General features: G+C 67.7%; 27 protein-coding genes. 12 read left to right on the top strand and 15 right to left on the bottom strand.

All coding sequences use genetic code 11. From position 1 onward, the window contains the following. Nucleotide 1: 1 nt before the first annotated feature. The 9 genes from G3I60_RS05235 to G3I60_RS05195 all read right to left on the bottom strand — a co-directional run bounded on the left by G3I60_RS05235 (nt 2) and on the right by G3I60_RS05195 (nt 6,222). A complete protein-coding gene (locus G3I60_RS05235; protein ID WP_164606654.1) occupies nt 2–355 on the bottom strand; it encodes a hypothetical protein in 354 nt (117 codons plus the stop codon). A 41-nt stretch (nt 356–396) separates the two neighbouring features. Then, complete coding sequence (locus G3I60_RS05230; RefSeq protein WP_343241920.1) at nt 397–870, bottom strand: hypothetical protein; 474 nt, start codon at nt 868–870, stop codon at nt 397–399. A 100-nt stretch (nt 871–970) separates the two neighbouring features. Next, nucleotides 971–1,306 (bottom strand): MazG-like family protein, encoded by a 336-nt coding sequence (locus G3I60_RS05225; RefSeq protein ID WP_343241925.1) that lies wholly within the window; start codon nt 1,304–1,306, stop codon nt 971–973. 12 nt (nt 1,307–1,318) lie between these two features. Continuing rightward, nucleotides 1,319–1,993 (bottom strand): 3'-5' exonuclease, encoded by a 675-nt coding sequence (locus G3I60_RS05220; RefSeq protein WP_164606650.1) that lies wholly within the window; start codon nt 1,991–1,993, stop codon nt 1,319–1,321. After that, complete coding sequence (gene murF, locus G3I60_RS05215) at nt 1,990–3,372, bottom strand: UDP-N-acetylmuramoyl-tripeptide--D-alanyl-D-alanine ligase (RefSeq protein ID WP_164606648.1); 1,383 nt, start codon at nt 3,370–3,372, stop codon at nt 1,990–1,992. Before murF ends, G3I60_RS05220 begins: the two co-directional genes overlap by 4 nt. Beyond that, nucleotides 3,369–4,004, bottom strand: a complete 636-nt coding sequence (locus tag G3I60_RS05210) for a C39 family peptidase (protein WP_164606646.1) — start codon at nt 4,002–4,004, stop codon at nt 3,369–3,371. Before G3I60_RS05210 ends, murF begins: the two co-directional genes overlap by 4 nt. Nucleotides 4,005–4,018: 14 nt before the next feature. Beyond that, nucleotides 4,019–4,987 (bottom strand): ATP-grasp domain-containing protein, encoded by a 969-nt coding sequence (locus G3I60_RS05205; RefSeq protein WP_164606644.1) that lies wholly within the window; start codon nt 4,985–4,987, stop codon nt 4,019–4,021. 102 nt (nt 4,988–5,089) lie between these two features. Continuing rightward, on the bottom strand, nt 5,090–5,710 hold the full coding sequence (locus tag G3I60_RS05200; protein ID WP_164606643.1) for a hypothetical protein: 621 nt from the start codon (nt 5,708–5,710) through the stop codon (nt 5,090–5,092). Beyond that, complete coding sequence (locus G3I60_RS05195) at nt 5,707–6,222, bottom strand: STAS domain-containing protein (protein ID WP_164606640.1); 516 nt, start codon at nt 6,220–6,222, stop codon at nt 5,707–5,709. The genes G3I60_RS05200 and G3I60_RS05195 overlap by 4 nt, the downstream gene beginning before the upstream one ends. Before the next feature lie 83 nt (nt 6,223–6,305). Here G3I60_RS05195 and G3I60_RS05190 point away from each other — a divergent pair, with 83 nt between their 5' ends. Further along, the gene (locus G3I60_RS05190) at nt 6,306–6,716 is read left to right on the top strand and encodes a hypothetical protein (RefSeq protein WP_239069561.1); all 411 of its coding nucleotides are present in this window, start codon (nt 6,306–6,308) and stop codon (nt 6,714–6,716) included. Here G3I60_RS05190 and G3I60_RS45135 read toward each other — a convergent pair. The 5 genes from G3I60_RS45135 to G3I60_RS05165 form a co-directional block, all read right to left on the bottom strand. After that, nucleotides 6,713–7,288 carry a hypothetical protein gene (locus G3I60_RS45135; protein ID WP_239069560.1) on the bottom strand — a complete coding sequence of 192 codons (576 nt, stop codon included), beginning with the start codon at nt 7,286–7,288 and terminating at the stop codon, nt 6,713–6,715. The two genes, G3I60_RS05190 and G3I60_RS45135, sit on opposite strands and share 4 nt — an antisense overlap. Before the next feature lie 195 nt (nt 7,289–7,483). After that, nucleotides 7,484–8,077 (bottom strand): DUF6624 domain-containing protein, encoded by a 594-nt coding sequence (locus G3I60_RS05180; RefSeq protein ID WP_239069559.1) that lies wholly within the window; start codon nt 8,075–8,077, stop codon nt 7,484–7,486. Further along, a complete protein-coding gene (locus G3I60_RS05175; RefSeq protein WP_164606638.1) occupies nt 8,074–8,679 on the bottom strand; it encodes a hypothetical protein in 606 nt (201 codons plus the stop codon). Before G3I60_RS05175 ends, G3I60_RS05180 begins: the two co-directional genes overlap by 4 nt. 142 nt (nt 8,680–8,821) lie before the next feature. Next, on the bottom strand, nt 8,822–9,244 hold the full coding sequence (locus G3I60_RS05170) for a DUF6415 family natural product biosynthesis protein (RefSeq protein ID WP_164606636.1): 423 nt from the start codon (nt 9,242–9,244) through the stop codon (nt 8,822–8,824). Next, a complete protein-coding gene (locus G3I60_RS05165; RefSeq protein ID WP_164606634.1) occupies nt 9,241–9,669 on the bottom strand; it encodes an ATP-binding protein in 429 nt (142 codons plus the stop codon). The genes G3I60_RS05170 and G3I60_RS05165 overlap by 4 nt, the downstream gene beginning before the upstream one ends. Nucleotides 9,670–10,140: 471 nt before the next feature. On the opposite strand from G3I60_RS05165, the gene G3I60_RS05160 reads away from it, so the two are divergent. The 8 genes from G3I60_RS05160 to G3I60_RS05125 all read left to right on the top strand — a co-directional run bounded on the left by G3I60_RS05160 (nt 10,141) and on the right by G3I60_RS05125 (nt 18,314). After that, the gene (locus G3I60_RS05160; protein WP_343241919.1) at nt 10,141–11,535 is read left to right on the top strand and encodes a hypothetical protein; all 1,395 of its coding nucleotides are present in this window, start codon (nt 10,141–10,143) and stop codon (nt 11,533–11,535) included. 143 nt (nt 11,536–11,678) lie between these two features. After that, a complete protein-coding gene (locus tag G3I60_RS05155) occupies nt 11,679–11,927 on the top strand; it encodes a hypothetical protein (protein ID WP_164606632.1) in 249 nt (82 codons plus the stop codon). Beyond that, nucleotides 11,893–12,423, top strand: a complete 531-nt coding sequence (locus G3I60_RS05150; RefSeq protein ID WP_164606630.1) for a DUF6879 family protein — start codon at nt 11,893–11,895, stop codon at nt 12,421–12,423. The genes G3I60_RS05155 and G3I60_RS05150 overlap by 35 nt, the downstream gene beginning before the upstream one ends. Before the next feature lie 27 nt (nt 12,424–12,450). Next, on the top strand, nt 12,451–13,299 hold the full coding sequence (locus G3I60_RS05145) for a helix-turn-helix transcriptional regulator (protein WP_164606628.1): 849 nt from the start codon (nt 12,451–12,453) through the stop codon (nt 13,297–13,299). A gap of 159 nt (nt 13,300–13,458) precedes the next feature. After that, complete coding sequence (locus G3I60_RS05140; RefSeq protein ID WP_164606626.1) at nt 13,459–13,815, top strand: hypothetical protein; 357 nt, start codon at nt 13,459–13,461, stop codon at nt 13,813–13,815. A gap of 349 nt (nt 13,816–14,164) precedes the next feature. After that, nucleotides 14,165–15,295 (top strand): hypothetical protein, encoded by a 1,131-nt coding sequence (locus tag G3I60_RS05135; protein WP_164606624.1) that lies wholly within the window; start codon nt 14,165–14,167, stop codon nt 15,293–15,295. Nucleotides 15,296–15,635: 340 nt separating this feature from the next. Beyond that, nucleotides 15,636–17,591, top strand: a complete 1,956-nt coding sequence (locus tag G3I60_RS05130) for an ABC transporter ATP-binding protein (RefSeq protein ID WP_343241918.1) — start codon at nt 15,636–15,638, stop codon at nt 17,589–17,591. Between the two features lie 234 nt (nt 17,592–17,825). Next, complete coding sequence (locus G3I60_RS05125; RefSeq protein WP_164606621.1) at nt 17,826–18,314, top strand: hypothetical protein; 489 nt, start codon at nt 17,826–17,828, stop codon at nt 18,312–18,314. A gap of 104 nt (nt 18,315–18,418) precedes the next feature. On the opposite strand, the gene G3I60_RS05120 is transcribed toward G3I60_RS05125, so the two are convergent. Next, nucleotides 18,419–19,651 (bottom strand): tyrosine-type recombinase/integrase, encoded by a 1,233-nt coding sequence (locus G3I60_RS05120; protein ID WP_164606619.1) that lies wholly within the window; start codon nt 19,649–19,651, stop codon nt 18,419–18,421. 502 nt (nt 19,652–20,153) lie between these two features. Between G3I60_RS05120 and G3I60_RS05115 the strand changes: the two genes are divergently transcribed. The 3 genes from G3I60_RS05115 (at nt 20,154) to G3I60_RS46705 (ending at nt 23,901) form a co-directional block, all read left to right on the top strand. After that, nucleotides 20,154–20,606, top strand: a complete 453-nt coding sequence (locus G3I60_RS05115; RefSeq protein WP_164606617.1) for a hypothetical protein — start codon at nt 20,154–20,156, stop codon at nt 20,604–20,606. A 291-nt stretch (nt 20,607–20,897) separates the two neighbouring features. After that, nucleotides 20,898–21,038 carry a hypothetical protein gene (locus G3I60_RS05110; protein ID WP_164606615.1) on the top strand — a complete coding sequence of 47 codons (141 nt, stop codon included), beginning with the start codon at nt 20,898–20,900 and terminating at the stop codon, nt 21,036–21,038. A 937-nt stretch (nt 21,039–21,975) separates the two neighbouring features. Next, nucleotides 21,976–23,901, top strand: coding sequence for an FtsK/SpoIIIE domain-containing protein (locus G3I60_RS46705; RefSeq protein ID WP_164606612.1), 1,926 nt, complete (start codon nt 21,976–21,978; stop codon nt 23,899–23,901). Nucleotides 23,902–23,908: the final 7 nt, after the last annotated feature.

The following is a 23,908-nucleotide window of genomic DNA, read 5'->3' as shown; positions in this document are numbered from 1 at the left end:
GTCACTGCACCTCGCTCGACAGCGAGATTCCCGCAGCGATGGTCACGCCCGACAGCAGCACCCATCCCAGCTGTGGGAACGCGAGGAACGCGCAGGTGAGAACGAGGAGGAAACCACATATGAGGGGCCCGTAGCCGAGGATTCGCCGCCGGACCACGCTCGCGGATGTGGTCTGCAGGGTCCACAGGCCGGAGGCGGCCGCGCTGATCCCGGCGAGGGTGACCCCGAGGAGGAGGTTGATGGCGCACACACTGGCGACCAGTCCCACGCCGCCCGAGGAGATCAGGAGCAGGCCGCCGGCTTCGCGGGCGAGACGCCGGTGCGGGGAGGGTTGAGGCTGATCGGATGTGGTCACGCGCCGGAAGCTAAGGACCGGTTAGGGCTTGCGTCGCGGGCTCAGCGGGGGCGGGAGACTCCCGCTACGTAGGCGTTGACTCCGCGCCGCTGCATCGTTCCGCCAGGAATGATCTTTGCGTTGGGCGGCGGGGTGGGGATCTTCCGCTTGGCCCGGACACTCTGGTCACCGCCGATCAGGTGCCGGTTGTCGATCTTCTCCGCGCAGTCCTGCCCGTTGACGTCGTCATACGGGCGCCTGCACCCCTTGCAGTAGACCTCCAAGGCGTCGATACGCATGCCCGGGGTGGCTTTGAAACTGCCACGAAAGTCGGCGACGCTCGCGATTCGGGACTCCACCACGACTTCCGCCGCCACGACCCAGGTGTGAGAGAGGTCTACGGGTTCCGGAACGGGCAACGTGAGCTCAGGCGTGGCCTTGGCCTGCCGCCGTATCGCCGTGGTCATGAAGAGGGTTTCCTGCCAGACAGCAGGATCTTCACCAAACAGGTCGAGGGCGATCGTGGTGGTCGTCACCGTGCCTCCGTCGGGCTCCGCGGAAGCTTGACGTAAGAGCAGCTCCCTACTCGCTCCGAAGAACGCCAGCCCAACAAGATCCGTTACACCGACCCGTGTTTCAGGGGTTCAGGTCTCGTGCTGCCACGGTGTCGAGGTGCTGGGCGAAGGCCGCGTGCGCATCCGGGGTGAGCGTTCGCAGTGCGATCATGGCGGTGAGGATGACGTCGCACAGTTCGCGCTCTAGATCAGCCCATGTGTGGGACAGCCCCTTGCGGGGACTGCCGCCGGTGGCGCCCACCACGGCTTCGGAGACTTCGCCCAGTTCTTCAGCGATCTTGATGACCCGCATCAGGCGGGCGGTTGGTCCGGCGCACTGTTTCCCGGGATGGGAGCGATGTGAGGTCCCTGCGGTGGTCTTGCCGGTGAAGTGGGCGCCGCAGACAGCGATCCGTATGGGGTGGCGTGGTTACCACAGGGGCTCCTCCTGATAGGCGGGCGGTGCGCTCCGGCGGCCCGGCATATTGTCGGGGACGGCGATGGCGGTCAGCTCGTCCCAGGTGTCGTAGTGGGCTGCAAGGTCGAGCAGCAGAAGGCCGGTGGCGTGCGCGTCGTATCCGGCACGGTGGCGCTGGCCGGGGATGCCGGCCACGGGCAGGCGCAGGTGCTCAATGAGGGGGTCCAAGCCGTGCTTTCCGGCTTCGGGGTAGGTCTTGCGGGCCAGGCGCAGAGTGTCGATGACGCCGGCCGGCTGCCACCCGGGCAGGAGACGGGTGAGGGCGTTGTACTCCACCGAAGCGTTGTGGGCGACGATCCAGGCGCCCTTCAGGGCTTCCTGGATGTCGTCGGCGACTTCCGGCCAGACGGGCTTGCCGGCCAGGGATTCGTTGGTGATGCCGTGGATGCGGACGATGTGGTCTGGGATACGGGCTGATGGACGGATGAGCCATTCGCGCCGATGCTCGGGATGAAGAACCCCGTCGGCGATCGGGATGATGGCGACTTCCACCAGTTCCGGCTGGATGGCCCCGTTGCCCTCGACATCAACGACGAGGAGCAGGGGCCAAGGCTGCCGCACACCCTTGTCCGGTTCGGCGGGCAGCAGCGGGTGGCGGATCGGTGTCGAGTCATCCCCCGTTTTCATGGGGCATCGGGGCAGGCGAGTTCCCTGGCGACGGCTTCCAGGTTCAGCGCGTTGGCTCCCTTGATGAGGACGACGTCGCCGGGCCGTAGGAAGGCGTTGATCTGAGCGGTCAGGGGTGTGTGAGGGTCGGCGTCGCGGGCGTCGAGGCCGGCTTGCAGGACGGTGCGTGTCATGTCCTGGGCGTGGGGGCCGCCGGTGGTGATCAGGTGGTGGACGCCGGTCGCGACAACCTTGCGGGCGACGGTGTCGTGCCAGGTGTCGGCGTCAGGGCCCAGTTCGGCCATGTGTCCGAGTACCGCGATCGTGCGGCGGTGCGGGCCGGCGATGTCGGCGAGTGCGTCGAGGGCGGCGAGAACGGATTCGGGGCTGGCGTTGAACGCGTCGTTGATGACGGTGACCCCGTCGGGACGGCGGTTGACTTCCATCCGGCCGCCGCTGGGAAGCGTCGCGTGAGCCAGGCCGGCCGTCACCTGGGGCACAGTGACGCCGGCCGCCAGGGCACTGGTGGCTGCCGCGAGCGCGTTGGTGACGTTGTGCCGCCCATGGACCGGCAACTGCACGGCAGCGTGCTGGCCTTGCCAGTGCATGGTGAAGTGCGGGCGCCCCTGCTCGTCGACTTCAATGTCGTGCGCTCGAAGGTCGCAGTCGGGCCCGGTCCCGAAGGTGACGATTCGCGCTGGCGTTGCGGCGGCCATGGCCAGAACCATGGGGTCGTCGCCGTACAGCACCGCGACGCCGTCGTGGGGCAGGGCTTGGACGATTTCGGCCTTGGCGGCTGCGATGGCTTCCTTGCTGCCGAATTCACCGATATGGGCGGAGCCGATGCCCAGGACGGTGGCGACGGCGGGGCGAACGACCCGGCACAGGTGGGCGATGTGGCCCGGCCCGCGGGCGCCCATCTCCAGCACCAGGTAGTGGGTGTCGGTAGTCACCCGGCTGACGGTGACGGGGAAACCGATCTCGTTGTTGAAGGATTTCTCGGTGGCCACCGTCGGACCGACGGGCGCAAGGATGCTGTGCAGGAGGTCCTTGGTGGTGGTTTTGCCCGCTGATCCGGTCAGCGCGATGACGGTGCCGGTGTAGCGGGCGGCGATGGTGCGTGCGATGTCGGCCATCGCTGTCAGAACGTCCGTGACCAGGATGGCCGGGGCATCGACCGGCCGGGTGGCCAGGACGGCTGCCGCGCCGTCACGGACAGCCTGGACGGCGAAGTCGTGGCCGTCACGGCTGCGTCCGTCGAGGCAGGCGAACAGCCCGCCCGGGTCGATGTGCCGGGAATCGAAGGACAGGCGTCCCTCGATGCGGGTCTGTGGGTCGGTGACCTGGTGCAGGGTGCCGCCGGTGGCGTCGGCCACTTCGGCGAGCGTCAGCGCAATCACGCGGTGATCTCCTTGTGCTGGCCGAGGATGACACCGCGGCCGGCGTAGTACCGGCCGAGGTGCGCCCAGGGCACGGGGGCGAACTGCTGGGAGCGTCCGGGCAGCCCGGACGGGTTGTGGAGCAGGACGTCGGTGTCGCTGACCCCCACGGCCAACACCAGGTGCCCGCCGCGCTGCGGCGGGTCCGGGTCCAGGGTGCGGATGGACTTGTGGACCGACAGGAGCACCAGACGCCCGGCGCCGACTTCGTCCGCGATCCGCTCGGGGGCAAGATCCGGGACGGCCTGCGCGTGCAGGCCCCAGCGGCGGCCGGCGAACGCTGCGAACGGTGCGTAGATCAGCCCTTGTACCTGGTCGCCGTGGCGCACGTAAGCGCCCGCCTCCACTGCCTCGCGCAGCAACGGTACCGACGGCGGCACCGTATGGCCCCAGAAGTCCAGCGCCATGCGCAGGCACGCCACGCCGCACATCCGCGGTGCCCAGAAGGCGTACTCCTCGCGGGTGTCGGCGCCGGACTTCTGCCACAGCGGGTCGTCCGCCGCGCTGGTGCCGGAGATGAATTGCGGCACCAGCGCAGCGGATTCCCACTGCGCGTAGTACGGGACCTGGTGTGTGACAGGTAAGCGGTTCATGACGGATCAGTCTGCTACGGCACGTACGCCGGTTTCGTGAACGCCGTGCGCAGGATGTGTCGGACCATCTCGTCGTAAGGGATCCCGCCGGCCGCCGCCATGGTCGCCAGATTTCCGCGCTCCGATAGCCCCGGCACCGTGTTGATCTCCAGGACGGGTGTGCGTCCGCACGGGGCTACGAGGAAGTCCACCCGCGAGAGGCCGTGCGCGCCCAGGAGCTGGTGGACACGCACCGCGATCTGCTGCAGGCGCCGGTCCTGCTCTCCGGGCAGGCCGGCCGGGCAGCGTTCGCGGCGTAGCGCCGTGTCGTGCTTGGCGGCGTAGTCGTAGAACGCGCGGTCGGTTTCGACCGCGTGGACCGGCAGGGCCCGAAGCGTGCCGTTGATCTCCAGGACCCCGACGCTGCAGGCGGTGCCGGTGATGTACTCCTCGATCATGTACTGCTCGTAGGGCTGCTCGCGGGCCTGGTCCAGGAGCGCAGCGAGCTGGATCTCGTCGTGTGCGATGCCTGCTTCGAGGCTGCCGCCGCCGGAGACTGGTTTGACGAAAACCGGGAATCGGCCGAGGGTCATGCGCGCGGCGGACACCGCGGTGGCGGTGGAGTACTCGGGCAGGATGTCGAGCCAACGGGGGGTGTCGATCATGTCGGCTGTCAGGGCGCGCTTGGTGGTCGTCTTGTGCATGCCGACGGCGGAGGCTTTCACCCCGGAGCCGGTGTAGGGGATGCCCAGCAGGTCGAGTACGCCCTGTGCTTTTCCGTCCTCGCCGCCCAGGCCGTGTGAGGCCAGGAGCGCGACGTCGATCTGCCCGGGTAACGCGGTCCAGTCCATACCGGACAGGTCGAACAGTTCGGCGTGCAGGCCCTGACTGTTCAGGGACTTGCCGGCCGCTTCAGCGGACGCGATGGAACCGGGTCGTTCCGGTGAATCACCGCCGAACAGCACGCCGATCCGCAAGGCGTGAAGGTCCCAAGTAGGTGGCATGTGCGGCTCCTCTGATGATGATGTCGGGTGGGCGTCGGGTGCGGTGCGGTTGCCATGCCTAGTAGGAGGCCGCTTGGCCGCACCGGGGTGCGTGTGCGGGGGTCAGATGCTGGCGGTTGCCGCGGCCAGGTCTACGACCGTGCAGCCGCGCAGCGTCCTGATCAGTTGGGCGGCCAGGACCCACCAGATTTCCGGAGAGTCGTAGAAGACGGTGTCCTTGCGCACTTCCACGGGGGAGCGGGGCCCCTGGCGGTAGATCTGGCCGTACACGCCCTCGATCGCGGACTCCGTCGCGCGCACGGCCACGACGCCGTTTCCCGCCAGGTGAGGGCAGAGCCGGAGGGCTTGGCGGGAGCAGGGCAAGCAGATCGGGGGGTGAACGGTGACCAGGTTCTCCGGCCAGTTCGGCCAGTCGGCTCGGTTGTCCTCCACCAGCCAGAGAACGCCCTGTCCCGTCCAGTCGGCGGGCCCTCCGCAGACGTGACACAGCAGCAACCTCATGCACCGGCGCTGCCGTTGCGCATGGGTGTGGGCGAAATTGGGCCGGCCGCGACCCTGGCCCAACGTGGTGCCGACCCACAGCGCACCGCCGCTGTCACGGTCGTGGCTTTGCTCGTCCGCGTAGTGGATTCCCCCCGGGCCGCACAGGAGCAACCGCGAAATCCGCTTCTCCGTGCTCCACGCGACCATGTACGGAACGACGTCCGGCTGCTGGATGGTCATCGCGGATCCTCCTGCTCGTCCGCTGCCGGGCTGGCCGTGGTCGCCGCGCGCAGGGCGTTGGTCACGGAGTCGCACAGGTAGAACACCTTGATGAGGCCGGTGATGAGCATGATCCGGTGCACAGGACCGGTGTCCTTCTTCGCCACCAGGTACAGAGTTCGTCCGCGTCGCTGGATGCGGATGCGCTTGCAGGCGGCGATCAGGACGCCCAGGTTGGTCGAGTCGAGAATTCCGACGCCGCGCACATCCACGATCACGTCGCCGTCACCGGTGTCGATCAGGTCCGTCAGTCGTTCCCGCAGGGTGGGGGCCTCGTAGACGCCCAGTATCCCTTCGACGGTGACTACCGTGTGCGGGCCGTGTCGAAGGTGCGTCATCTGCGCGTCTTCGAATCCCAGGACGGGCCTGCCGTCCGTTCCCGCCCAGGTAAGGGTCCTGGCCTCGGTGAAGGGAAGGTGGACCGCGACGGTCCGATCGAGCATCTGCTCGTGGGGGTTCTCCGGGTGGGCCATGGCGGTTGGGGCTCCTCGTCGGGCCGCAGTCGCTACGCTGCGGATCCTTGAAGTGGTGGACGCGTCGGTGGAGGGTGAGCCGGGTGGAGAAGGATCGGGCGCCGTTCTCGCAGGAGGGTGAGCGGCCGGTGTGCGCGGTCTGCCCCTCCCTGCTGCTGCCCGGGGGCGCCTTCGACGTGGTGGCCAAGCCGAGCCGGGATTGCCCCTTCGACCCGGTGAGCGGCAACCGGTACACCGCGGCCGGGGTGCCGGTGTGTGTGCACCCTGAGCGGGTGGGTCTGCCGCCCGCCCCGTACGCGACGGACCACCTGGTGTTGCCGTGGGAGGCGCCGCCGCCGGGCGACGCCGGCGAGGTGCGGGAGTGGTTGCGGGCCGCGCTGACCGCGGCGCCGCCGGACGCGTTCGCCGGAGTAATCGCGCAGGCGTCGCAGATCCTGCGGGCGTCGGATCCGAATCTGGACGTGACGGCGGCACTGCGGTCGGCACTGGGCTAGGCCGCCGGCGCGAAGGCGATGCTGTGCTCGCGCCCGGACCGGCCCAGGCCGATGCTCGCGTAGAGGCCGGCGAGGTGGCTGCGGTTGGCTTCCACCTGCTCGTGGTCCAGCCAGTAGCGGGCTGGCGGTTCGCCCCACGCCGCGGTGTAGCACTGGTGGGTGTAATCCCCGTGCCGGTAGTCGGTGTGCTCCTGATCGGTCTGGTGGATGATGCTCACGGCGTGGCACTCCGCGATGCGGTGCAGGAGCTGGGACTGGGCGAGCATCGCGTGCGTCATCTCGTCCACCGGAACCGCGATGGCGATCTCGGCCGCCTTGTCGTCCTCGGTCAGCGCGTAGACCGCGGCCTTGAGCGCCAGGGCACGCATGGCCTCGACGAACAGCGGCCGCGCGTCGTCTTCCAGCTTCCACTGGGAGATGACGGGGAAGCCAGCGAAACACTGCCATTCGTCGGAGTACGTCAGGCTGGCCATGTGGAAGGCGGGGAACGCGGTGTCGTTTTCCAGGCGCTGGAGGATGTTCACGGCAGCCTCAGCCACCAGGTGCGGCAGGGGAAGGGCGGTCACGGGCATGGTCGTACCTCTTCGAAGATAGTCGGGACGGTAGAGATGGAGCCGTACCCCCGGTGCGGGCGGGGGGTTTCACCGCAGGGGAGGCACGGCAGCTCAGGGGCCCGCTACGAGAGCGGGCGGGGGAGACCGGTTGCGAAGCGAAGCGCTGGCGCGGTCATAGAGCGTGCACGCAGCAGGCCGGTGACGCGCAGGGCGTCATGCGGCCCACTTGACCAGGACCATTTCGGGCGGTCCCGCATCGCTCGGTGGATCGGCATGCCTGGTTGGGGGGTAGCGGCGGCGGACGGCTTCCGCCGCGGTGGCGTGCGGCGGCAGGCCCGCACGGGCGCGGAGGGTATCGAGGTGCTGGGGTTCCCGGACCGGCGCTACCTCCACGCCGGCGGGCCCGCGGACGTACTGGGTGCCGTGGAGTTGAGCTTGGCCGCTGTTGATGCACCACCGGTCGTGAAGGTGCGCCCAGTGCCCGGCCGGGGCCTGGCCGCTGTCCACCGCGCCACCCAGCAACCGGAGCATCGCGTTCTGGAGATCGGGGTCATGATCGGCGTACAGGGCGATCAGGTAAGCGGCTTGGGCGCCGTCTTCCCCGACGAGCCGCCGACCAGGCCAGCCGTGTTCGGCTGTGACGCGTCGCAGCATGCCGGCGTTCGCGTGATCCTGGTGGCGGCCGGCGGCGATCTCCGCAGGGTTCAGCTGGCCGCGGGTGAGTCGGCTGTGGTGCAGCCGGGCGGCAGTGGCCCGGTTGAGGAGGTCGCGGGCGATGTCGGGCTGCTGCGGCGTCGTCATCCTCATGCCCCAAATTCGAGAGCGCTGGCGAGACGGCGCGCGGTCCGCGCGTCGATGGTCCCCAACTGGATCGCAGCGTCCTCCTGGCACCGCAGGCACTCGGGGTGAAACTTGGGGTCGAGGAAACCGCCGCGGGTGGCCTTCTTGAAGGCATCACCGAGTCGGTCAACGACCTGCTGCGCCTCGGGCCACTGCGTCAGGTCCACGACCTCCTCCTGTGACGGCGCACCCAGCAGGCACGCGAGGCGGTCTGTGTCAGGGACAGAGATGTTCCCCAGGATGATCTTGCCGTGGTAGATGATCGGGGCGGGGACTTCCAGTTCGTGGGCGATGAAGGCGGCCTGGAGGGCGTTGGCCGTCTGCAGGAGGGGTTTCATGCTCTTGCGGATCCGCCGGGCCAGCTCGAAGCCGGCCGCCGCGTCGACTGTGCCCAGATTGATGAAGGGCGCCCGATCGTCGTCGTCGTTCACCACTACGCGCGACACGTTGATGCCGACGGCGCGAAAGATCTCGCCCAGTTCGCTGGCCGCTTGCCAGGTCTGGGTGCGCACATCCGGCATGGTGTCGGCGCTGGGCTGTGGGAGAGGGGCTGTCGTCGTGTACGTCATGAATACTCCGTTGAGGGGGTACCGGCCGGTGATCGGAGGCGGCCTCGCTGTCATGGCGGCCCGCCGGCCACTTCGGCCGGCGGTAACTCACGCCGACTGCGGTGGGCGCCTGCCCGAGGGTCGAGGGCCCGAGCCGATGCGCTCATTCCGTATCTCCTATGAGGACGTCGAGGATGTCCTGCGCCGCTAGAGCAATCCGTCGCAGATGCCCGAGTGCTGCGGCAGGGTCCGCGGGCGGCTCCTCGGCCAAGGCGCGGCCGGCGCGCTCGACCAGGCCCGCGACCAGCGGCGCGGGCAGCACCGCTGCCTGCGCTATCGCGGTGGCCAGATGCCCTTCCAGCGCGCTGCGTAGGCAGTGGGTGAGGGCGGGGACCTCGCCGGCGGCCGGGGCGCTCTCGCCCAGTGCCTGGTCAAGGGCGTCATAGATCCGGTCCAGGTCGGCGGACGCACGCAGCCCTTTCAGGACCCGTTCCAGGAGGGCGCGGCCACCCGGCGGCGGGATCCATCTCGGTACGTTGGTCAGCGAGGCGGCGCCGCGCCGCGCCGTCACCGAAGGCGTACTCATCGGGGCCCTCCCGTGGTGTGCGTCGTCAGGGCGCACCAGGTGCGCGTCTCGTCGGGGCTGACGCCCCAGGCAGCGGCGATGGCTTCTACGAGGAACATTCCCCGGCCGGACTCGTCGTCGGGGCTGGAGTCTCGGACCAGGGGCCGGCCGGGGGAGCGGTCGTCCACCATGATTAGGAGCAGGTCGGCGGAGAGGATGAAGCGGAAGCTGATCTCCCGGGCCGTACCGTGTTGTAGGGCGTTGGTGACTAGCTCACTGATCAGCAGCTCGGCGTCGTCCACGACGGTGGACGGCAATCCCCAGAGGCGGAGTTTGGCGGTGCCGATGCGCCGAATGCGTCCCACCCACATCCCATCTCGCCTGATCCTCCCGACCTCCGCCAGGTCGCTGCCCAGCTCGATGTTCAGCGCCAGCTCGTTGAGCACAGCCGGTGCATGACGTCCCGGCCTCTCACCACACAGCTCTGCAAGGAGCTCCTCGCCCTGTGTTGCGGTCACCATGAGATTGCCCTTCGCGTCATCTGCTGGCCGCTTGGCTGCACCCCCCCCTTCACGGCAGGGAAGGCGCGGGAGTGCTTCGTGTTGAGGTGGTGGGCATGGCTCTCGTGGCGGTAGTCCGAGGTGCGGAGGCTGCGTCACCGGAGCAGCTCTTCGCTGAGAGCGGTTGTAGTCGGCGGCGGCCCGCCACGGGACCGGGATCCTGGCCGTTGCCCGTGGCGGGTGATCAGGGGGTACGGCGCCCACCATCACCGTGTAACTGATGTGGCGAATGTTGCTTCCGTGGTTACGAAGGAGCAACACGGCAAGTACAGCGCGTCATAAGCTGGTTGGGCTACAGCCTGAAGCGACCAGTGTGTTTACCGCGTTTACCGCCCTGTCCCGAGTTGGTGAGGTCCCGTGCCGTCCGAGGGGATTACGAACGAGCTGCTTCGCGAGGCCATCGAGCAGGCCGGCCTGAGCTACGGCCAGGTCGCACGTGGAGTGCAGCTTGTCGCGAAAGAGACAGGCGACAGCGTCTCCACGACCAGGGCTGGCGTCCTGAAATGGGTCCGCGGTGCCAAGCCGGGTCCGGCGACAGCCGGGTATGTTGCAGAGGTGCTCTCGCGGCGCCTGGGCCGCAGGGTGACGGCGGCGCAACTTGCCTTGAGCGCCGACGGGCAGACTTCCGATGAGCTCGGATTGCGACTGGGCCCGGATCCTGTCGAGACATTGGCAATGCTGGGGAGAGCCGATATGGAGCGCAGGTCCTTCCTCACCGGGGCGGCCTACAGCGTGGCGGCCGCCGCGCTTCCACTGGGCGCGTCCGGTGAGTACGCGCAGATGGCGAAAGAGCGGGCCGGCACGGCCGGGCGGGCGGAGATCACCGCGGTGCAGGATATGACCCGGGTCCTGACTGAGATGGACGAACGGCACGGCGGGCGGCACGGGCGCAGCGCGGTCGTGTCGTACCTGACGAAGGATGTCCTGCCGCTGTGCCGGGTGTCCTGGAGAACCGATGAACTGCGGCGGGAGATGCTCTCGGCTGCCGCATCTCTAACGATGCTGGTCGCTTGGAAGGCTTATGACGCGGGTGAGCATGGCCTGTGCCAGCGCTACTACCTCCAGGCATACAACCTGACGCAGGAGGCAGAAAATGGCGCGCACAGTGCCTTCGTGCTGCGGGGGATGGCGCACCATGGCCTGAACATTGGCCGGCCGGAACACTCGCTGGAGCAGGCTGGTCAGGCGCTGAGCCTTGCGGACGGAAAGGTTGACCAGGCGACGTTGTCGCTGCTGATCGTCTGCCACGCGCGGACCCTTGCGGCGAACGGACAGCGCACAGATGCGCTGAGGGAGGCCGACAAGGCTCGCGAGATCGCCCTGCGCGGCCACGATGCGGACCGGCTGCCGAATTGGACGTCGCTGTGGGGCCCCACGATGGCCACCATCGATGCCCACACTGCAAAGATCCTGAGCGCCACCGGAGACGCGGCCAGCGCGGAGAAGTTCTACGCGTCGAGCGCGACAGGCCGGGACACGACTGCGTACCGGCGAGTTAACGGGATTACCACTGCGCAGCTCGGTGGGGCTCAAGTGCAGCAGGGGCACATCGAACAGGCTTGCGCGACCTGGGGAAGATCCCTGGAGCTCATGGATGGGGTCGCCTCGGCACGAACCATCGGTCAGGTCGCGAGCATGCGTCGGTCTCTCAAGCCGTTCGTCGGCCGGGGCGTGCGGGAGGCTACCGAACTCAGCGAGAAGGTCCGAACGTGGGAGCTTCAGAACGTCCACCGAGGGGCTGTGGCGTCCTGACGGCCGAGCGGCTGAGAGCGAGGTGCCCCCCTGGGGCGTTTGGCGGCACACGCCGTCGGCCCGCTGATGCCCTCTTGACGAGCGTGTCCGGATGGGTGACGGTCGTGCAAGTTGGTGTAACCCCCTCGACAGCGGAGGCACCCATGCCACTAACGTTCATCGCCAAGGACCCGGACACCGACGAGAAGAACTGCCCGACCGTGTGGGTCGACCTCGACGCGGAAGAAATGCTCTTTCAGGGCTGGAAGCCGGACGAGGCTGCTCTGATCGAGTGCTTGAGGACGGGTCCGATACCCGAGAGCGAAGCGGTTGTGCGGCTGCCTCTACGGATGGTGGCCGCGATCAGGAAGGCGTGCGATGAGGCGGAGCAAGCCGGTGTTCGACTTCGATGAAGTGCTGGCGAGCTGTACCCGATCCGCACTGCACCTGGAGATGCGGGACGCCTACGCGGTAGACAACGAGACCGGCCGCTATGCCCAGTGGAGGTCAGGGCACAGGTTTGACCCTGCCGATGAGGCTTCATGGTGGCGCCCGTGGCACACCCAGATCGCGGAAACCGTGGCCCGCGGCGTTGAGGTGCGCAGAGCGCGCATCGTGTCGGAGCCCGTGACTGAGTACATCCGGTTCGAGTTCGACGGCAGCTTCATGAATGTTGCAGCGGGCGAACAGGTTCGGTGGCTGCCCAGGCGCCGGGCCTCGGACATTGCCTTGCCGGGAAACGACTTCTGGTTGTTTGACGAGCGAATCGTCCGATTCGGACACTTCACCGGCGACGGCGAGTACACCGGCGAAGAGTGGACCGAGGAGCCGACGGTCGCGCGTCTCTGCTCGACCGCGTTTGGTGCCGTCTGGGAGCGCGCCGTGCCTCACGAAGCCTTCAAGGTCTGATCGCGCGCACCACCGAGAAACCGGCCCATGCCCACGTCCCCCTCCTCCAGCGTCCAAGCCGCTCGGGAAGTCATAGCCGTACGCCTGCGGGATCTTCGTTTGGATGCTGGGCTGTCCGGACGCGATCTGGGCGCACGGGCGGGGTGGAGCGTTGCCAAGTCCTCGCGGATCGAAAACGCGCGAACGCCCCCTTCGGACGCAGATATCCGGGCGTGGTGCCGTGCCTGTGGAGCGGAGGACCAGGCGGCCGATCTGATCGCCGCGAACCGCACCGTCGAATCGATGTATGTGCAATGGCGGAGGAAACAGCGAACCGGGCTCCGCAGGCTCCAGGAATCGTCCGTCCCGCTCTTCGAGCGCACCCGACACTTCCGGGTGTACTGCTCCAACGTGATCCCTGGCCTCCTCCAGACCGATACCTACGCCACAGCCCTGCTCTCGGCCATCACCGAGTTCCGTCAGATCCCCAACGACGTGGCGGAGGCCGTCGAGGCCCGGATGTCGCGGTCCCACGTCATCCGGGAGGGCGACCACCGCTTTGCGATGATCGTCGAGGAGGACGTGTTGTATTTCGGCTTCGGTGACGCCGAGGTGATGGCCGGCCAATTGGGATACCTGCTTGCGGTCATGACCCTGCCGGCGGTGTCGCTGGGGATCATCCCTCGGACCGCTCCGCGCCGTATGTGGCCGCTAGAGACCTTCATGGTGTTCGACGAGCACGAGGCGTCGGTGGAACTGCTCGCTGCGGCGGTGACGGTATCGGCGCCGAGCGATGTCCAGCTGTACATCAAGGCGTTCTCCGAGCTGGCCGAGACCGCCGTCTACGGCGCGAAGGCTCGGGCCCTGATCACGGAAGCCATTCGCTCTCTCGGGTAGTTGGCATGTAATTCCGTGTAACAGTGTGGACCGCCGACTTCCGAGTTTCCTAGTGTCCTTGTCATGACGGCAGTTGAGTTCAGCGACTCCGATCGGCCCTCGCCCCCTCGTCGCCCAGCGCACGAAGAGCACGAGCGAGTTCTCCCAGCAGTCCTCTATGTGAACACCACAGCGAGCGGCGACGTGGAGTCCCCGCAGTTGGTGATCGAGGAGTACGCGCGGGAGCACAACCTGCTGATCGTCGCTCGCTACCTCGACCGCGAAGGGGCTGCTCCACCGGAGGAGAAGGCTGGGCTCCAGGGTGCGATCAACGCCGTGCGCAGTGGCCGAGCCAGGCATCTGCTGGTCGTCGATCACAGCGCGATCTCTCCTCTCATCAGCGAGCTCGACGCGGTCCGGGCGGACGTGCGCCGTGCGCGTGGGGTAGTGACCGCTGTCGGCTGGCCGGCGGTGGATCCGGCCGCCTGGGGTGCCGCAGTCCCGTACCAGGGCAGCGGCCGACCGATCGGCCTGTAGCGCCGCCGCTTGCCACCACCACAAATTCCTCGCTCCATACCGCCAGGCAGTTCGGGTCCCTAAGACCCACGAAGAAGGACAGGTCACGGTATGGAGCGAGGCCCAAAGGAGGAGGGTCGTATGAGCACCCCATCGAATCCTGGGCCCGACCCGGCACCGATCCCGGTCGGCACCAGCACGCGCAAATCCGCCAAGCACCGCTAACCGAGGAGGCATCCGGCCATGGGCGACGACAACAAGCACAAGAAGGACACCCCGAAGACCGAGCCACGGAAGCCGCCCGGGAACAGCGACGGCAAAACCGACGCACTCAAGCCCGGCGACGGCAAGCACGGGAAGTAGACACTCTGTGGACTTCAAGCGCGTATGCCGGACAGCCCTGGAAACCAAGGGCGTTCTCGGCGAACCGTGGTTGGCCGAAGCGTTCGATGTTGTCGACCGCAAAGAGTTCACGCCGGACCGGATCTGGACCCTCGACACCAACGACGACGGCCTGCATTCGCTGGTGGACCGAAACAAGGACCACCAGAGATGGGCGAGGGCGGTCTACGACTCTCGCCGCGCGGTCATCACGCAGATGGACGACGGTGCGGTGACACCTGACGGGCCGGCCGCAGGTTCCTTCACCTCGACCATCTCGGCGCTGGACATCGTCTTCGAGAAGCTGGGCCACCTCGAACTCGACCAGGGGCACAGAGTCTGGGAGCTGGGAACGGGAAGCGGCTACAACACCGCCTTGCTCTGCGAGCGCGTCGGCAGCGCTCTCATCACCTCCGTTGAAGTCGACGCTGCTCTCACGACGACCGCGCAGGCCAACCTCAAAGCCGCGGGCTACGAACCCAACGTCACCTGCGGCAACGGAGAACTGGGCGACGCGCAGACCGCCCCGCACGATCGGATGATCTCCACCGCTTCTCTCCTGCGCATTCCCGGCGACTGGGTGCAACAGTGTGCCCAGGACGCGATCATCCTCACCCCTTTCGGTACCGCCTATGACAACTCCGGGCTCCTGAAGCTGCGCGTCCGTGACGGCATCGCAGAAGGAAACTTCGTCGGCAACGCGTCCTACATGTGGATCCGGCAGCAACGACCTTCGCGAACCATCGGCGAGCTGGGAGATCCTCGCACCGCGGCGAGCGTCGTCGACCCATACGACGTGATGCAGGGCCCCTGGCAGCAGGACTTCGCTATCGGGCTACGCACCCAAGACCTGGACTACGCCCACAGCGGCCAGGGCGAGGAAAAGCAGCTTCACGTGTGGGACCTGGCTGGCACATCCTCCGCCACGATTACGTACCGCAACTGGTGGGAGGACAGGGCCGTGACAGCGCGGGGACCCCGAGACCTCTGGGGCGAGATTGTCTCCGCCTTCACTTGGTACCGCGTCGCCGGATCACCCGACATTCGACACTTCGGCCTGACCGTCTCACCCGCAGGTCAGGCGGTATGGCTCCACACCCCGGACAACATCATCGCCTAACAGAACCCGCACCAGTCCTCGGCGCGCAGCGATTGCCGCCAGCGGATGATTTCGGTGGTGCTGCCCGAGCACCAGCTCCCCCGCGCGGGGTCCGGCGAGCCTGACTCTCTGTGCCTCCAGATCCCCCTGGCGCGGCCGGCGTCCATCGCATGACCGCACAGGATCAGTGGTATCTCCTAACCGCTGCTGCTTGTCGCCGCACTGGCGGTGTTGTCGCCCTGCCGAAAGGTTTGCTCGTGCCCCATAGCGCTATGAGGATCGTGATCCGCACTCCTGCTGCTTCGGCCCCCGCCGCCGGGTGCCGGTGAGGACGTTACGGCGGCCGGCCGCGCCGCTTCCCGTGTCGGCCAGCGAACAACTACTGTTCGGCGGAGCCCTGCGCTGGGAGAAGACCTACGTCGGGCACGGACAGCCGCTGCTGCGCTTATCGTTCTGGTCGATGGCCCGGCAGCTCCCCCAACTGATCGGGACCGTAGCGCGCGCCGGCTGGCAGGAGGACCGCAGGGCGCTCTTGGCGCTGCTGGCGGCGGAACTGGGCCAAGGGCTGACCCGGGTGTTTCTGCTGGTGGCCACCAACCAGGCACTGGTCGCCCTGTTCGCGGCTGGCCCGACCCCCGATCGCATCCGCCACATGTTGCCCGCACTCACCGCCATGGCCGCAGTCTCGATCCTCGCGGTCCTGCTGTCGGCAGTCTCGGTCGCCGCCTCGGGCCAGTTGGAGCCCAAGGTCGAGCGCGTGTGCACGGCCCGCTTCTACCGGGCCGCCGTCCGCGTCGAGCTGGCCACCCTGGAAGACAAGGTCTTCCACCGCAAGCTGGATGCCGGCCGGATGGGCACCGACTCGGTGCGGCAGATGCTCGGCTCCTCCGTCGCGGTCATCAACTCCCTGATCGGCCTGGCCGCAGCAGCAAGCGTCCTGTCCCTGCTGCACCCCCTACTCGTGCTCATGCTTGTCCTGATCGCCGTACCCAAGGGATGGGGAGCCGTGGCCTCCGCCCGGCGCCAGTACGAATCCCGGCACGCATGGCTGGACCACCGGCGAGCCATCGCGGTCATCACCAACACCCTCATCGGTCAGGACTCCGCCGCCGAAATTCGGGTGCACGGAGCCGGCCGCATGCTCACCAACGCCTACGACGACATGTCCGCCACCGTCGCCGCGGAGCAACGACGCCTCGCCCGCGCCCAAGCCGGCACCGAGACCACCGCCGCCGCCGCGTCGGGCATCGCCGCCCTGGCGGCATACGGGGTGCTGTGGTGGCTGCTGGCGTCCGGCGGCATGCCGCTCGCCGTCGCCGGCACCGCGGTCATCGCCGTCCGGACCTCCAGCGCGAACCTGGCCTCCCTGGTCGCGCAGATGAACCGCCTCTACGAGGAGGCGATGTACCTGGGCGACCTCGAAGACGCCTGCACCACGGCCCAGCAGCAAGCCATCCCCGCCGGTGGCACGGAGGTACCCGGCCCCCTGACCGAGGTCCGGCTACGGGACGTCTCCTTCACCTACCCCAACGGCCAGACGCCGGCCCTGCAGAACGTGAGCCTGACCATCCCGAAGGGCAAAGTGGTCGCCCTCGTAGGGGAGAACGGATCAGGCAAGACCACCTTGTCCAAACTCGTCGCCGGCCTGTACCTGCCCAGCTCCGGCGCCCTGACGTGGAACGGCATCGACATCCGGGACGCCGACCGCGACCAAGTCTTCGACCAGGTCGCCGTCCTGGCTCAAGACTTCCCCCGCTGGCCCATGACCGCCCGCACCAACATCCACATCGGACGCTCCGACCAGCCCCTGAACCAAGACCTCATCGACCAAGCATGCGGCGAAGCCGACGCCATGGAAATGATCAGCACCCTTCCACACGGCTGGGACAGCCTGGTCGTCCAAGGCTTCGAACGCGGCACCCAAATCTCCGGCGGCCAATGGCAACGCCTGGGCAGCGCCCGAGCCCGCTACCGCCGCGCCCCGCTGTTGATCGTGGACGAACCCACCTCCGCGCTCGACCCGAAGGCCGAGGTCGAGGCGTTCCAGGCGCTGCGCTCCCTGACCGACGACGGCACCACCGTGCTGCTGATCACGCACCGCCTCGCCGCGACAGCCACCGCGGACTTGATCTACGTCCTGGATCACGGCTGGCTGATCGAACAGGGCACGCACGCAGACCTCATGGCGCTGCCCGGTGGGCGCTATCGGGCCTTGTATGAAATCCAGGCAGCGCAGTACGGGGCCAGCCGCCCACTCAATGGCGTACCGCACCCAACCCGTCCCGCTTCGGCTGAAGCAGATCTCCCCACACCATGACCGCCCGAGAGCCCGATAAATCGTATCCGCGCTCGGAAATCTGCGCGATCTCACCCCTTACGGAGACCGTATGAACCTCAACGTGATCCAACGCAGCCCTCTACCCACCGGAGCGGCGCCGCTCGCACGACCGCCCCGGCCCCAGAAGCTCAACGGGACTGGGTCTGTTCCTCGATGGAGTGACCGCCCCCGAAACGCGCGGCTGTCGGACGCAGACGCTCATAGTGTCCGGCCATGACTCCCCACCGAAGCGACGGAAAGCAGATCTCCGCCGAGCTGGAGACGTTGTTCACTGGCATGGGCCTGCCCATCGCCAACACCGAAGATCGCAGCCTCGCCACCGGTGTGCTCATCACTTCTGTTGGCGCCCGACACGCCACCGTTGAGTGGTTCGTTTCCACTACGGCCCGCAACGCAGCGGCCCGCGAACAGACCGAAGGCATCGCCGACGGCCGCGCTGTGCTGTTCCACCGCACCTCGCGCAACTACATGCACTACGTCCTCAACGGCGTCCTCCAGGAACTCGGTTACACGCTGGCGCTGACCACAAACGGCGCTGTCCAAGTCGATGGCGACCCCGGAACCGGTGCCGGCGCCGAAACCGCCCAGAGCCTCACCGAGTCCATCAGCTCCAACCTCGACAACCTCGATGACGCTCGCGACCGCAAGAACCGTGGGGGAGACGATGACGACGGACTAGCCGGAGTACCAGCCCGACGGTAAGCCTGCCGCGTGGGACGACCGGAGCAGGCGACGCGGGACGTGACCGGCTGGGCGGCTCCGGAGCCCACCGGCCGCGCGACCCCGGGATCGCGCCCAGCACCTGGTTACCCCGGCGCAGTGACGTTGGTGAAACTGCCATACAGCGGGACGGCGTCCAGGGGGTCGCGCTTGCTGATGTCGATGCTGCCGTCGGGGCGGTTGTACTCCTCGTCGGCGAGGGTGGAGTCCCGGCCCCAGTCGCCGGCGGTGTTGCGCTCGGCGAGCGGCACGTCGGCCTCGGCCATGTCGGTGTTCGGGCCCGCTCGCAGAGAGTGGCTGGTGACCTTGAGGCCGTTGATGACGGAGACACCCGCGCCGGCCGCGCGCTTCTTGACCATCTCGTTGACGGCCCGGCCGGACAGGTGCAGGCCGTTGACGGTGGCGTTGCCGCGGCCTTTGAGGCTGCCGTCGGTGTTCAGCGCCCGGAACAGCGGCAGCGTCGGCGCGTACGCGGCCAGCGCGCGGAGGTCGGCGAGCCAGGCCCGCACCCGTGCGACGACCTTGAGGTCGGCCCGGTCGCGGATGAAGCGCCAACGGCCTCCCTTCCGGCGGGTTTTGCTTTTCGCGGTCCACACCCACACGCCGTCGGTGTCGAGTCGGACGTGCTTAACCAGCAGGCCGGCGACCTCCACCGAGCGCGACAGCATGCCGTAGCCGGTGACCAGCATCGCCGCGTCGCGGCGGCCGATCCGGGTATCTTCGTCGATGCAATCCAGGACCCTGACCAGGTACTTCATGGTCAGGCCCGCGGCCTGTTCCTTCTCGCCGCCGGCCGGGATGTATTCCTCCAGGCGGTAGTCCTCGATCATCTCCCGTAGCAGGGAGGCGTCCGGGCGTTGGCCCTTGGGGTACCAGGTGATGATCCGCGAGGTGTAGGCCAGGAGGCTGTCCGGACTGTACTGGACGTGTGGTTCGCCCGGCTTGCCCTTGCCCTTCTCCATGAGGTGGCCGACGTATTCGGCGACGTTCGCGGTGGTGGTGGTCGGCCGGGCTACCCGGCCGACCGCGTGGCACCAGGCGGCGTACCGCTCCCGGGTGGTGTCGCGGTTGATGCGGGTATTGCGGGCGCCGCGTTGTTCGGCGCGTTGCTTGACCCGTGGCGAGACGGTGAAGTCCCGCTCGGTGAAGTTGACTTGCTCGTCGGCCCGCTGCGGGAGTTCTCCCGCGCCCAGCAGGGTGTCGCGGGTGAGCAACCAGGTAGGGGTGGCGTCGGTCGGCGCCGGAAGCAGGACGTCCGTCCGGGCGTCGTCGACCAGCTCGGCGTCGATGACCTCTTCCGCGGCGATCGAGGCGTTCATTGGCTGTCTGCCAACAGCTCCGCGCACAGTGGATCACTGCACAGCGCCGCGGCGCGGACCAGCATGGCGCCGAAGGGTCCCGTCTCCTCAGTGATCCGGACGGGTCCGACTGTGCTGGTCAGCCCGCAGTGTGCGGCAGCAGCCAATTGATCGGAAGCTGATCGCCGGAGGGCGGCCACACCCGCCGGCGGCAGACCGTCACTGCCCGACACCAGGACTTGGTGCACGGACCGGATCGGTTCGCTGTCCTCATGGACCTGCAAGATCTGCCCCCTTGCTGACGCCAGACATCCTGACGGACCCTCACTACCTCGTATTCTTCCACGAATAGGAGGTAAGGACACCCTATCCGCGCGACGGTAACCCGGCCGGGGGAGTAGGGGGCGCGGGCCGTGGCCACTGCAACCGATTACCTCAGGTTCACCCTGGACTCACAGCGCACCGCCTTGAATACTGGGTAAACCCCGGGTCATTGCGGGGTGACTTCTCCAGGAGGCCCCCGATGGATCTGAACCTCACGCTGCGGATCACCGATCCGCCGCCGGACTGGCTCGACCGGTTCACCGCCCTGATCGCCGCCCTCGGCCCGGCGGCCGTCACCGACGACGCCCCGGACCCCGGGTGGACCGCCGATCGCGCGCTCACCTTCATCGAGCACATCAACCCCCGCGGCCGGCAGCTGCTGCGCGCCGCGGTCGACGGCGGCGGTCGGGTCAGCGGGGAGGAGTTCCGCGCGGTGCACGGCGATGACGCCCTGTCCGGGCGGATGACCAGCCTGACCGGCACCCTCAAGTCCGGCACCGCCAAGGGGTGGTGGCCGACCGGCACCGTGGCGCCGCTGACCCCCACCGGGCCGGACAAGCGCGGCTGGTCCAAGACCGCCTTCTACTACCTGGGCGACGGCCTGTTGGGCGCCTTCCGGACCGCCTTCGCCCGCCACGACGCCGCCGAGTGACCCCGTTCCCCCCGTCGGAACGCACCGCCCGCGCGGCTCGGACCGGGTGGAAAAGCCGCCCGGCGACGCTCTGACCACGCCCTTTTCTAACCTCGGTACAACTTATGGTCCATGCTTATCGGAACCTGGACGGAGCGTTTAGTCCACTACAATTGCCCCGCTTCTCCGAGCCTTAGGGGAGGGGTCGGGAGACGGCCCGGAGATAGGCGTCCTTACGGTAAGGTGGGGGTTATCGCCTTCCCGGCAGAGCGGAATCCACGTGGTTCCACTCAGGAGGGGAGGTGCTAGGCAATGCCAACCGGCGAAGCTCCCCCCCAGGAGGAGCCCGAGCCGGCCAGGACGACGCTCGAACAACGGATCCTCGTATGGACCCCGCTCGTGTTCGACGCCACGCAGACCGCATGTGCGCTCTACGTGGCGTTCTTCCACTAGCCAACGAGCAGGCGGCCCCACCTCTGCAGAGATGGGGCCGCCACAGTCCGGTTGCCGGATGTGAGCCCCGTGTTCTTCCGTGATGAAGACGAGCACGGGGCTCACTCATGCGAACTGTCACGAAGGAGTGGTGTTGTACCGACTCCTCTGTAGTAGACAACATCTTACACCCCAGCACATCGAATGCTGGCTAGATGTGAAATACCAACCCCGCATCATTCGTAGCGCAGCATAACGAATCATCGCAGTCGCATCACGAAATAGTTCCTGCCAGCAATCTGAAAGAGGAACGAACAGTTTTCGCGCGCAGACTACGAAACCAGCAACCACATCGGATTGCTAGATGTGATCCGAGAATCCTCCACGAAGTACGAAAACGAAATCCTCGCCAGCACAAAGATAGTGATGTCATGGATCCGCACAGACTCGCAGCAGCTCACGAATCGTGAACCAGCGTAGATTCCATCGTCGACCACCATGTTTCGCGGCAGTCGTCGGGTGCCCGGCTACGAAAGAAACTCGTCCTCATCGGCGTACTGACGGAACCTCACGAAACCCGAAGGATCACCAACCCGCTTCCCACCACGCCGAGAAGTCCGCGATCCTGAGCACGATCCGCTGAGACATTGCGTGCTTGTCGGGAGAGCTGTCCGCCGTCGAGGTCGACGTGCTCCTCGGGCGGCCGCAGAAGCAGCCAACACCCCCGGGGCGCAACGCTCTGTCTGATCACCCCGCATGCCTCGTAGAGTGCACCCATAACTGAATTGGGCCTTGGGCCCACCCCCGGCGGAGAGCAACCGCCGGATCACCCGAGCCGAAAGGTCCGCGATGCATTCGCATGCTCCCGCTGGTCTCCACCCTCTCCCCGATGTGACGTGACCCGCCCCGACCTGGGCTTTCCTTCCCCACTCACGTCACGTCATCTGGGAGATTCGCAGTGACCATCCCTGACACACGCCTGGCCCGCGCCACCATGGTGGCAGCCGGTGTGGTCGGTGCCGCCTGTCGTTGGTGCAGCCGGCTCCGCTACGAACTGGCTCCGGCCGCAGCCACTTTCGGTCTGACTGGCCTGGCGTGGTGGCACCACGCCGCCGGTGTCACCGGCGTGGAGAACACCGCTTACGGGCTCGCCACCGCGGCGTCCGCTGCTCTGTGCGCGAAGGGCCTGCAGCACAAGAATTTCCGCGCGGCCAACATCGGCCTGGGCGGCGTCGTCGTCATGGCGGACACCTGGATCGGTGCCGGCCTGGGCCCGTCCGTACCGTCTCTCATCGCGACCGGCGTGGCCGGGCTGAGCGCCTACGCCGCGTACGTCCCGTGGCTGGTCAAGCACCGCCATGAGCGCATGGCTCTCCAGATGAAGGCCGCGAAGATCGGCGCTCTGCCTGCGGGTATGGGGGTCAACGTCGGCATGACCGGCATGACCGGCGACACCTCTGAAGAGACTGCCCTGCGGCGCGCCCTGGTCGCGCTCGGGGTGCCTCCGATGGACGTGTCCAGCATCGTTTTCACCGCCACGGGCTGGCATGCCCTGGTGACGCTTCCTCCGGGCAAGAACACCTCCGCAGAGGCCATCATCGCCAAGCGCAAGCAGTTGGAGGCGAACCTGGACCTGCCAGGCCGGCTGCGGCTGTCCGTCGGCCCGCGAAGCAACCAGCTAATGGTCCGAATGCAGGTCACCGACCCGTTGGCCAGCCCCATCGACTGGCCCGGCCCGTCAATCACATCCATCGAGCAGCCGCTGACTCTCGGCGTCTATCCGGACGGCAGCACCATCCTGATCGACCTCTCCGAGGATCACGTCCTGGTCGGGGGTGGCACCAACCAGGGCAAGTCCGCGGCCGTCAACGTCATCATCGGCGACCTGGTGTCCTGCGACGACGTACAGATCCTCGGCATCGACATGAAGCCGGGCGCTCTGGAGCTCGGCCCGTGGCGCAAGAACCTGCTGATGCTCGCCGACAACGCAGAGCAGGCCCGGCAGGTCCTCGCCGCGGTGAAGGCGGAGATGATCCGCCGCGGCCAATATCTGGCGACACTCCGCGGCCCCAACGGTGAACCGGTCCGAAAGTGGACGTCCAAGCACGGCCCGTACTGGGTCCTGATCATCGACGAACTCGCCGAACTGCTCCGCCAGGCCCCCGACGTCCTCAACGAGCTGGTCACCATCAACCAGGTGGCCCGAGCGATGGGCATCCGCGTCGTGGCAGCCACACAGTCCCCATCCGAGCAAGCGTTCGGAGGCAAGGGAACCGACGCCCGCCAGCAGTACGGCACTCGCGTCGGCCTGCCGGTGCACGAGACGACCCCGATCAACATGATCTACGGGGCGGGTGCGCTCGGCGCCGGTTGGCGTCTGGACTGGCTGGACAAGCCCGGCAAGGTCATGGTCTCCAGTGCCCGCTATGGCGAGCCGAACGAGGGACGGTGCTACTGGATGAGCGACGCACGAATCGTCGCCACCTCCAACGCGCACGCCACCGCCAACCCGGGCCCCGGCCCGGAGCCCGAGGACGATCCCACCCCGCCGGCTCCCAGAGGCGGAGGACCGGGCGGGATCCGGCCGACACTGCGCTCGGTGCCGGTCTTCCCGAACGGTGAGGAGATACCCGGTCGCCGTGTCCCACTCTGGCGCGCCCTCCAGCAGGCCGGGGACGCCGGCCTGACGCTCAACGACGTCGTCGCGATGGACCTGGACGGCTATGCCGCCCGCACTTCCGTCCAGGCTCCGCTCGCTCAGTGGGCTGCGAAGGGGTGGGTCGACGACACGCGCAGTCGCGACCGGGCGAAGGTCTACCGGCTGATCACCAAGCACGTTCCCGTGTTGGTGCCGGCGAAGGAGACCTCCGTTGTTGGTCGGTAGGATCCGC

The sequence above is a fragment of the Streptomyces sp. SID13666 genome, from assembly GCF_010548325.1.
Taxonomy (GTDB): domain Bacteria; phylum Actinomycetota; class Actinomycetes; order Streptomycetales; family Streptomycetaceae; genus Actinacidiphila; species Actinacidiphila fildesensis.
The sequence above is the reverse complement of the archived record's forward strand: the minus strand, read 5'-3'. Positions and strand labels throughout refer to the sequence as shown.

What these genes read in the sequence shown, in the direction of transcription:
- G3I60_RS05220 (WP_164606650.1), bottom strand. Translation starts at nt 1,993, where the DNA reads ATGAAAACGGGGGATGACTCGACACCGATCCGCCACCCGCTGCTGCCC.
- G3I60_RS05210 (WP_164606646.1), bottom strand. Translation starts at nt 4,004, where the DNA reads ATGAACCGCTTACCTGTCACACACCAGGTCCCGTACTACGCGCAGTGG.
- G3I60_RS05205 (WP_164606644.1), bottom strand. Translation starts at nt 4,987, where the DNA reads ATGCCACCTACTTGGGACCTTCACGCCTTGCGGATCGGCGTGCTGTTC.
- G3I60_RS05200 (WP_164606643.1), bottom strand. Translation starts at nt 5,710, where the DNA reads ATGACCATCCAGCAGCCGGACGTCGTTCCGTACATGGTCGCGTGGAGC.
- G3I60_RS05195 (WP_164606640.1), bottom strand. Translation starts at nt 6,222, where the DNA reads ATGGCCCACCCGGAGAACCCCCACGAGCAGATGCTCGATCGGACCGTC.
- G3I60_RS45135 (WP_239069560.1), bottom strand. Translation starts at nt 7,288, where the DNA reads ATGCCCGTGACCGCCCTTCCCCTGCCGCACCTGGTGGCTGAGGCTGCC.
- G3I60_RS05180 (WP_239069559.1), bottom strand. Translation starts at nt 8,077, where the DNA reads ATGAGGATGACGACGCCGCAGCAGCCCGACATCGCCCGCGACCTCCTC.
- G3I60_RS05175 (WP_164606638.1), bottom strand. Translation starts at nt 8,679, where the DNA reads ATGACGTACACGACGACAGCCCCTCTCCCACAGCCCAGCGCCGACACC.
- G3I60_RS05170 (WP_164606636.1), bottom strand. Translation starts at nt 9,244, where the DNA reads ATGAGTACGCCTTCGGTGACGGCGCGGCGCGGCGCCGCCTCGCTGACC.
- G3I60_RS05155 (WP_164606632.1), top strand. Translation starts at nt 11,679, where the DNA reads ATGCCACTAACGTTCATCGCCAAGGACCCGGACACCGACGAGAAGAAC.
- G3I60_RS05150 (WP_164606630.1), top strand. Translation starts at nt 11,893, where the DNA reads ATGAGGCGGAGCAAGCCGGTGTTCGACTTCGATGAAGTGCTGGCGAGC.
- G3I60_RS05145 (WP_164606628.1), top strand. Translation starts at nt 12,451, where the DNA reads ATGCCCACGTCCCCCTCCTCCAGCGTCCAAGCCGCTCGGGAAGTCATA.
- G3I60_RS05125 (WP_164606621.1), top strand. Translation starts at nt 17,826, where the DNA reads ATGACTCCCCACCGAAGCGACGGAAAGCAGATCTCCGCCGAGCTGGAG.
- G3I60_RS05120 (WP_164606619.1), bottom strand. Translation starts at nt 19,651, where the DNA reads ATGAACGCCTCGATCGCCGCGGAAGAGGTCATCGACGCCGAGCTGGTC.
- G3I60_RS05115 (WP_164606617.1), top strand. Translation starts at nt 20,154, where the DNA reads ATGGATCTGAACCTCACGCTGCGGATCACCGATCCGCCGCCGGACTGG.
- G3I60_RS05110 (WP_164606615.1), top strand. Translation starts at nt 20,898, where the DNA reads ATGCCAACCGGCGAAGCTCCCCCCCAGGAGGAGCCCGAGCCGGCCAGG.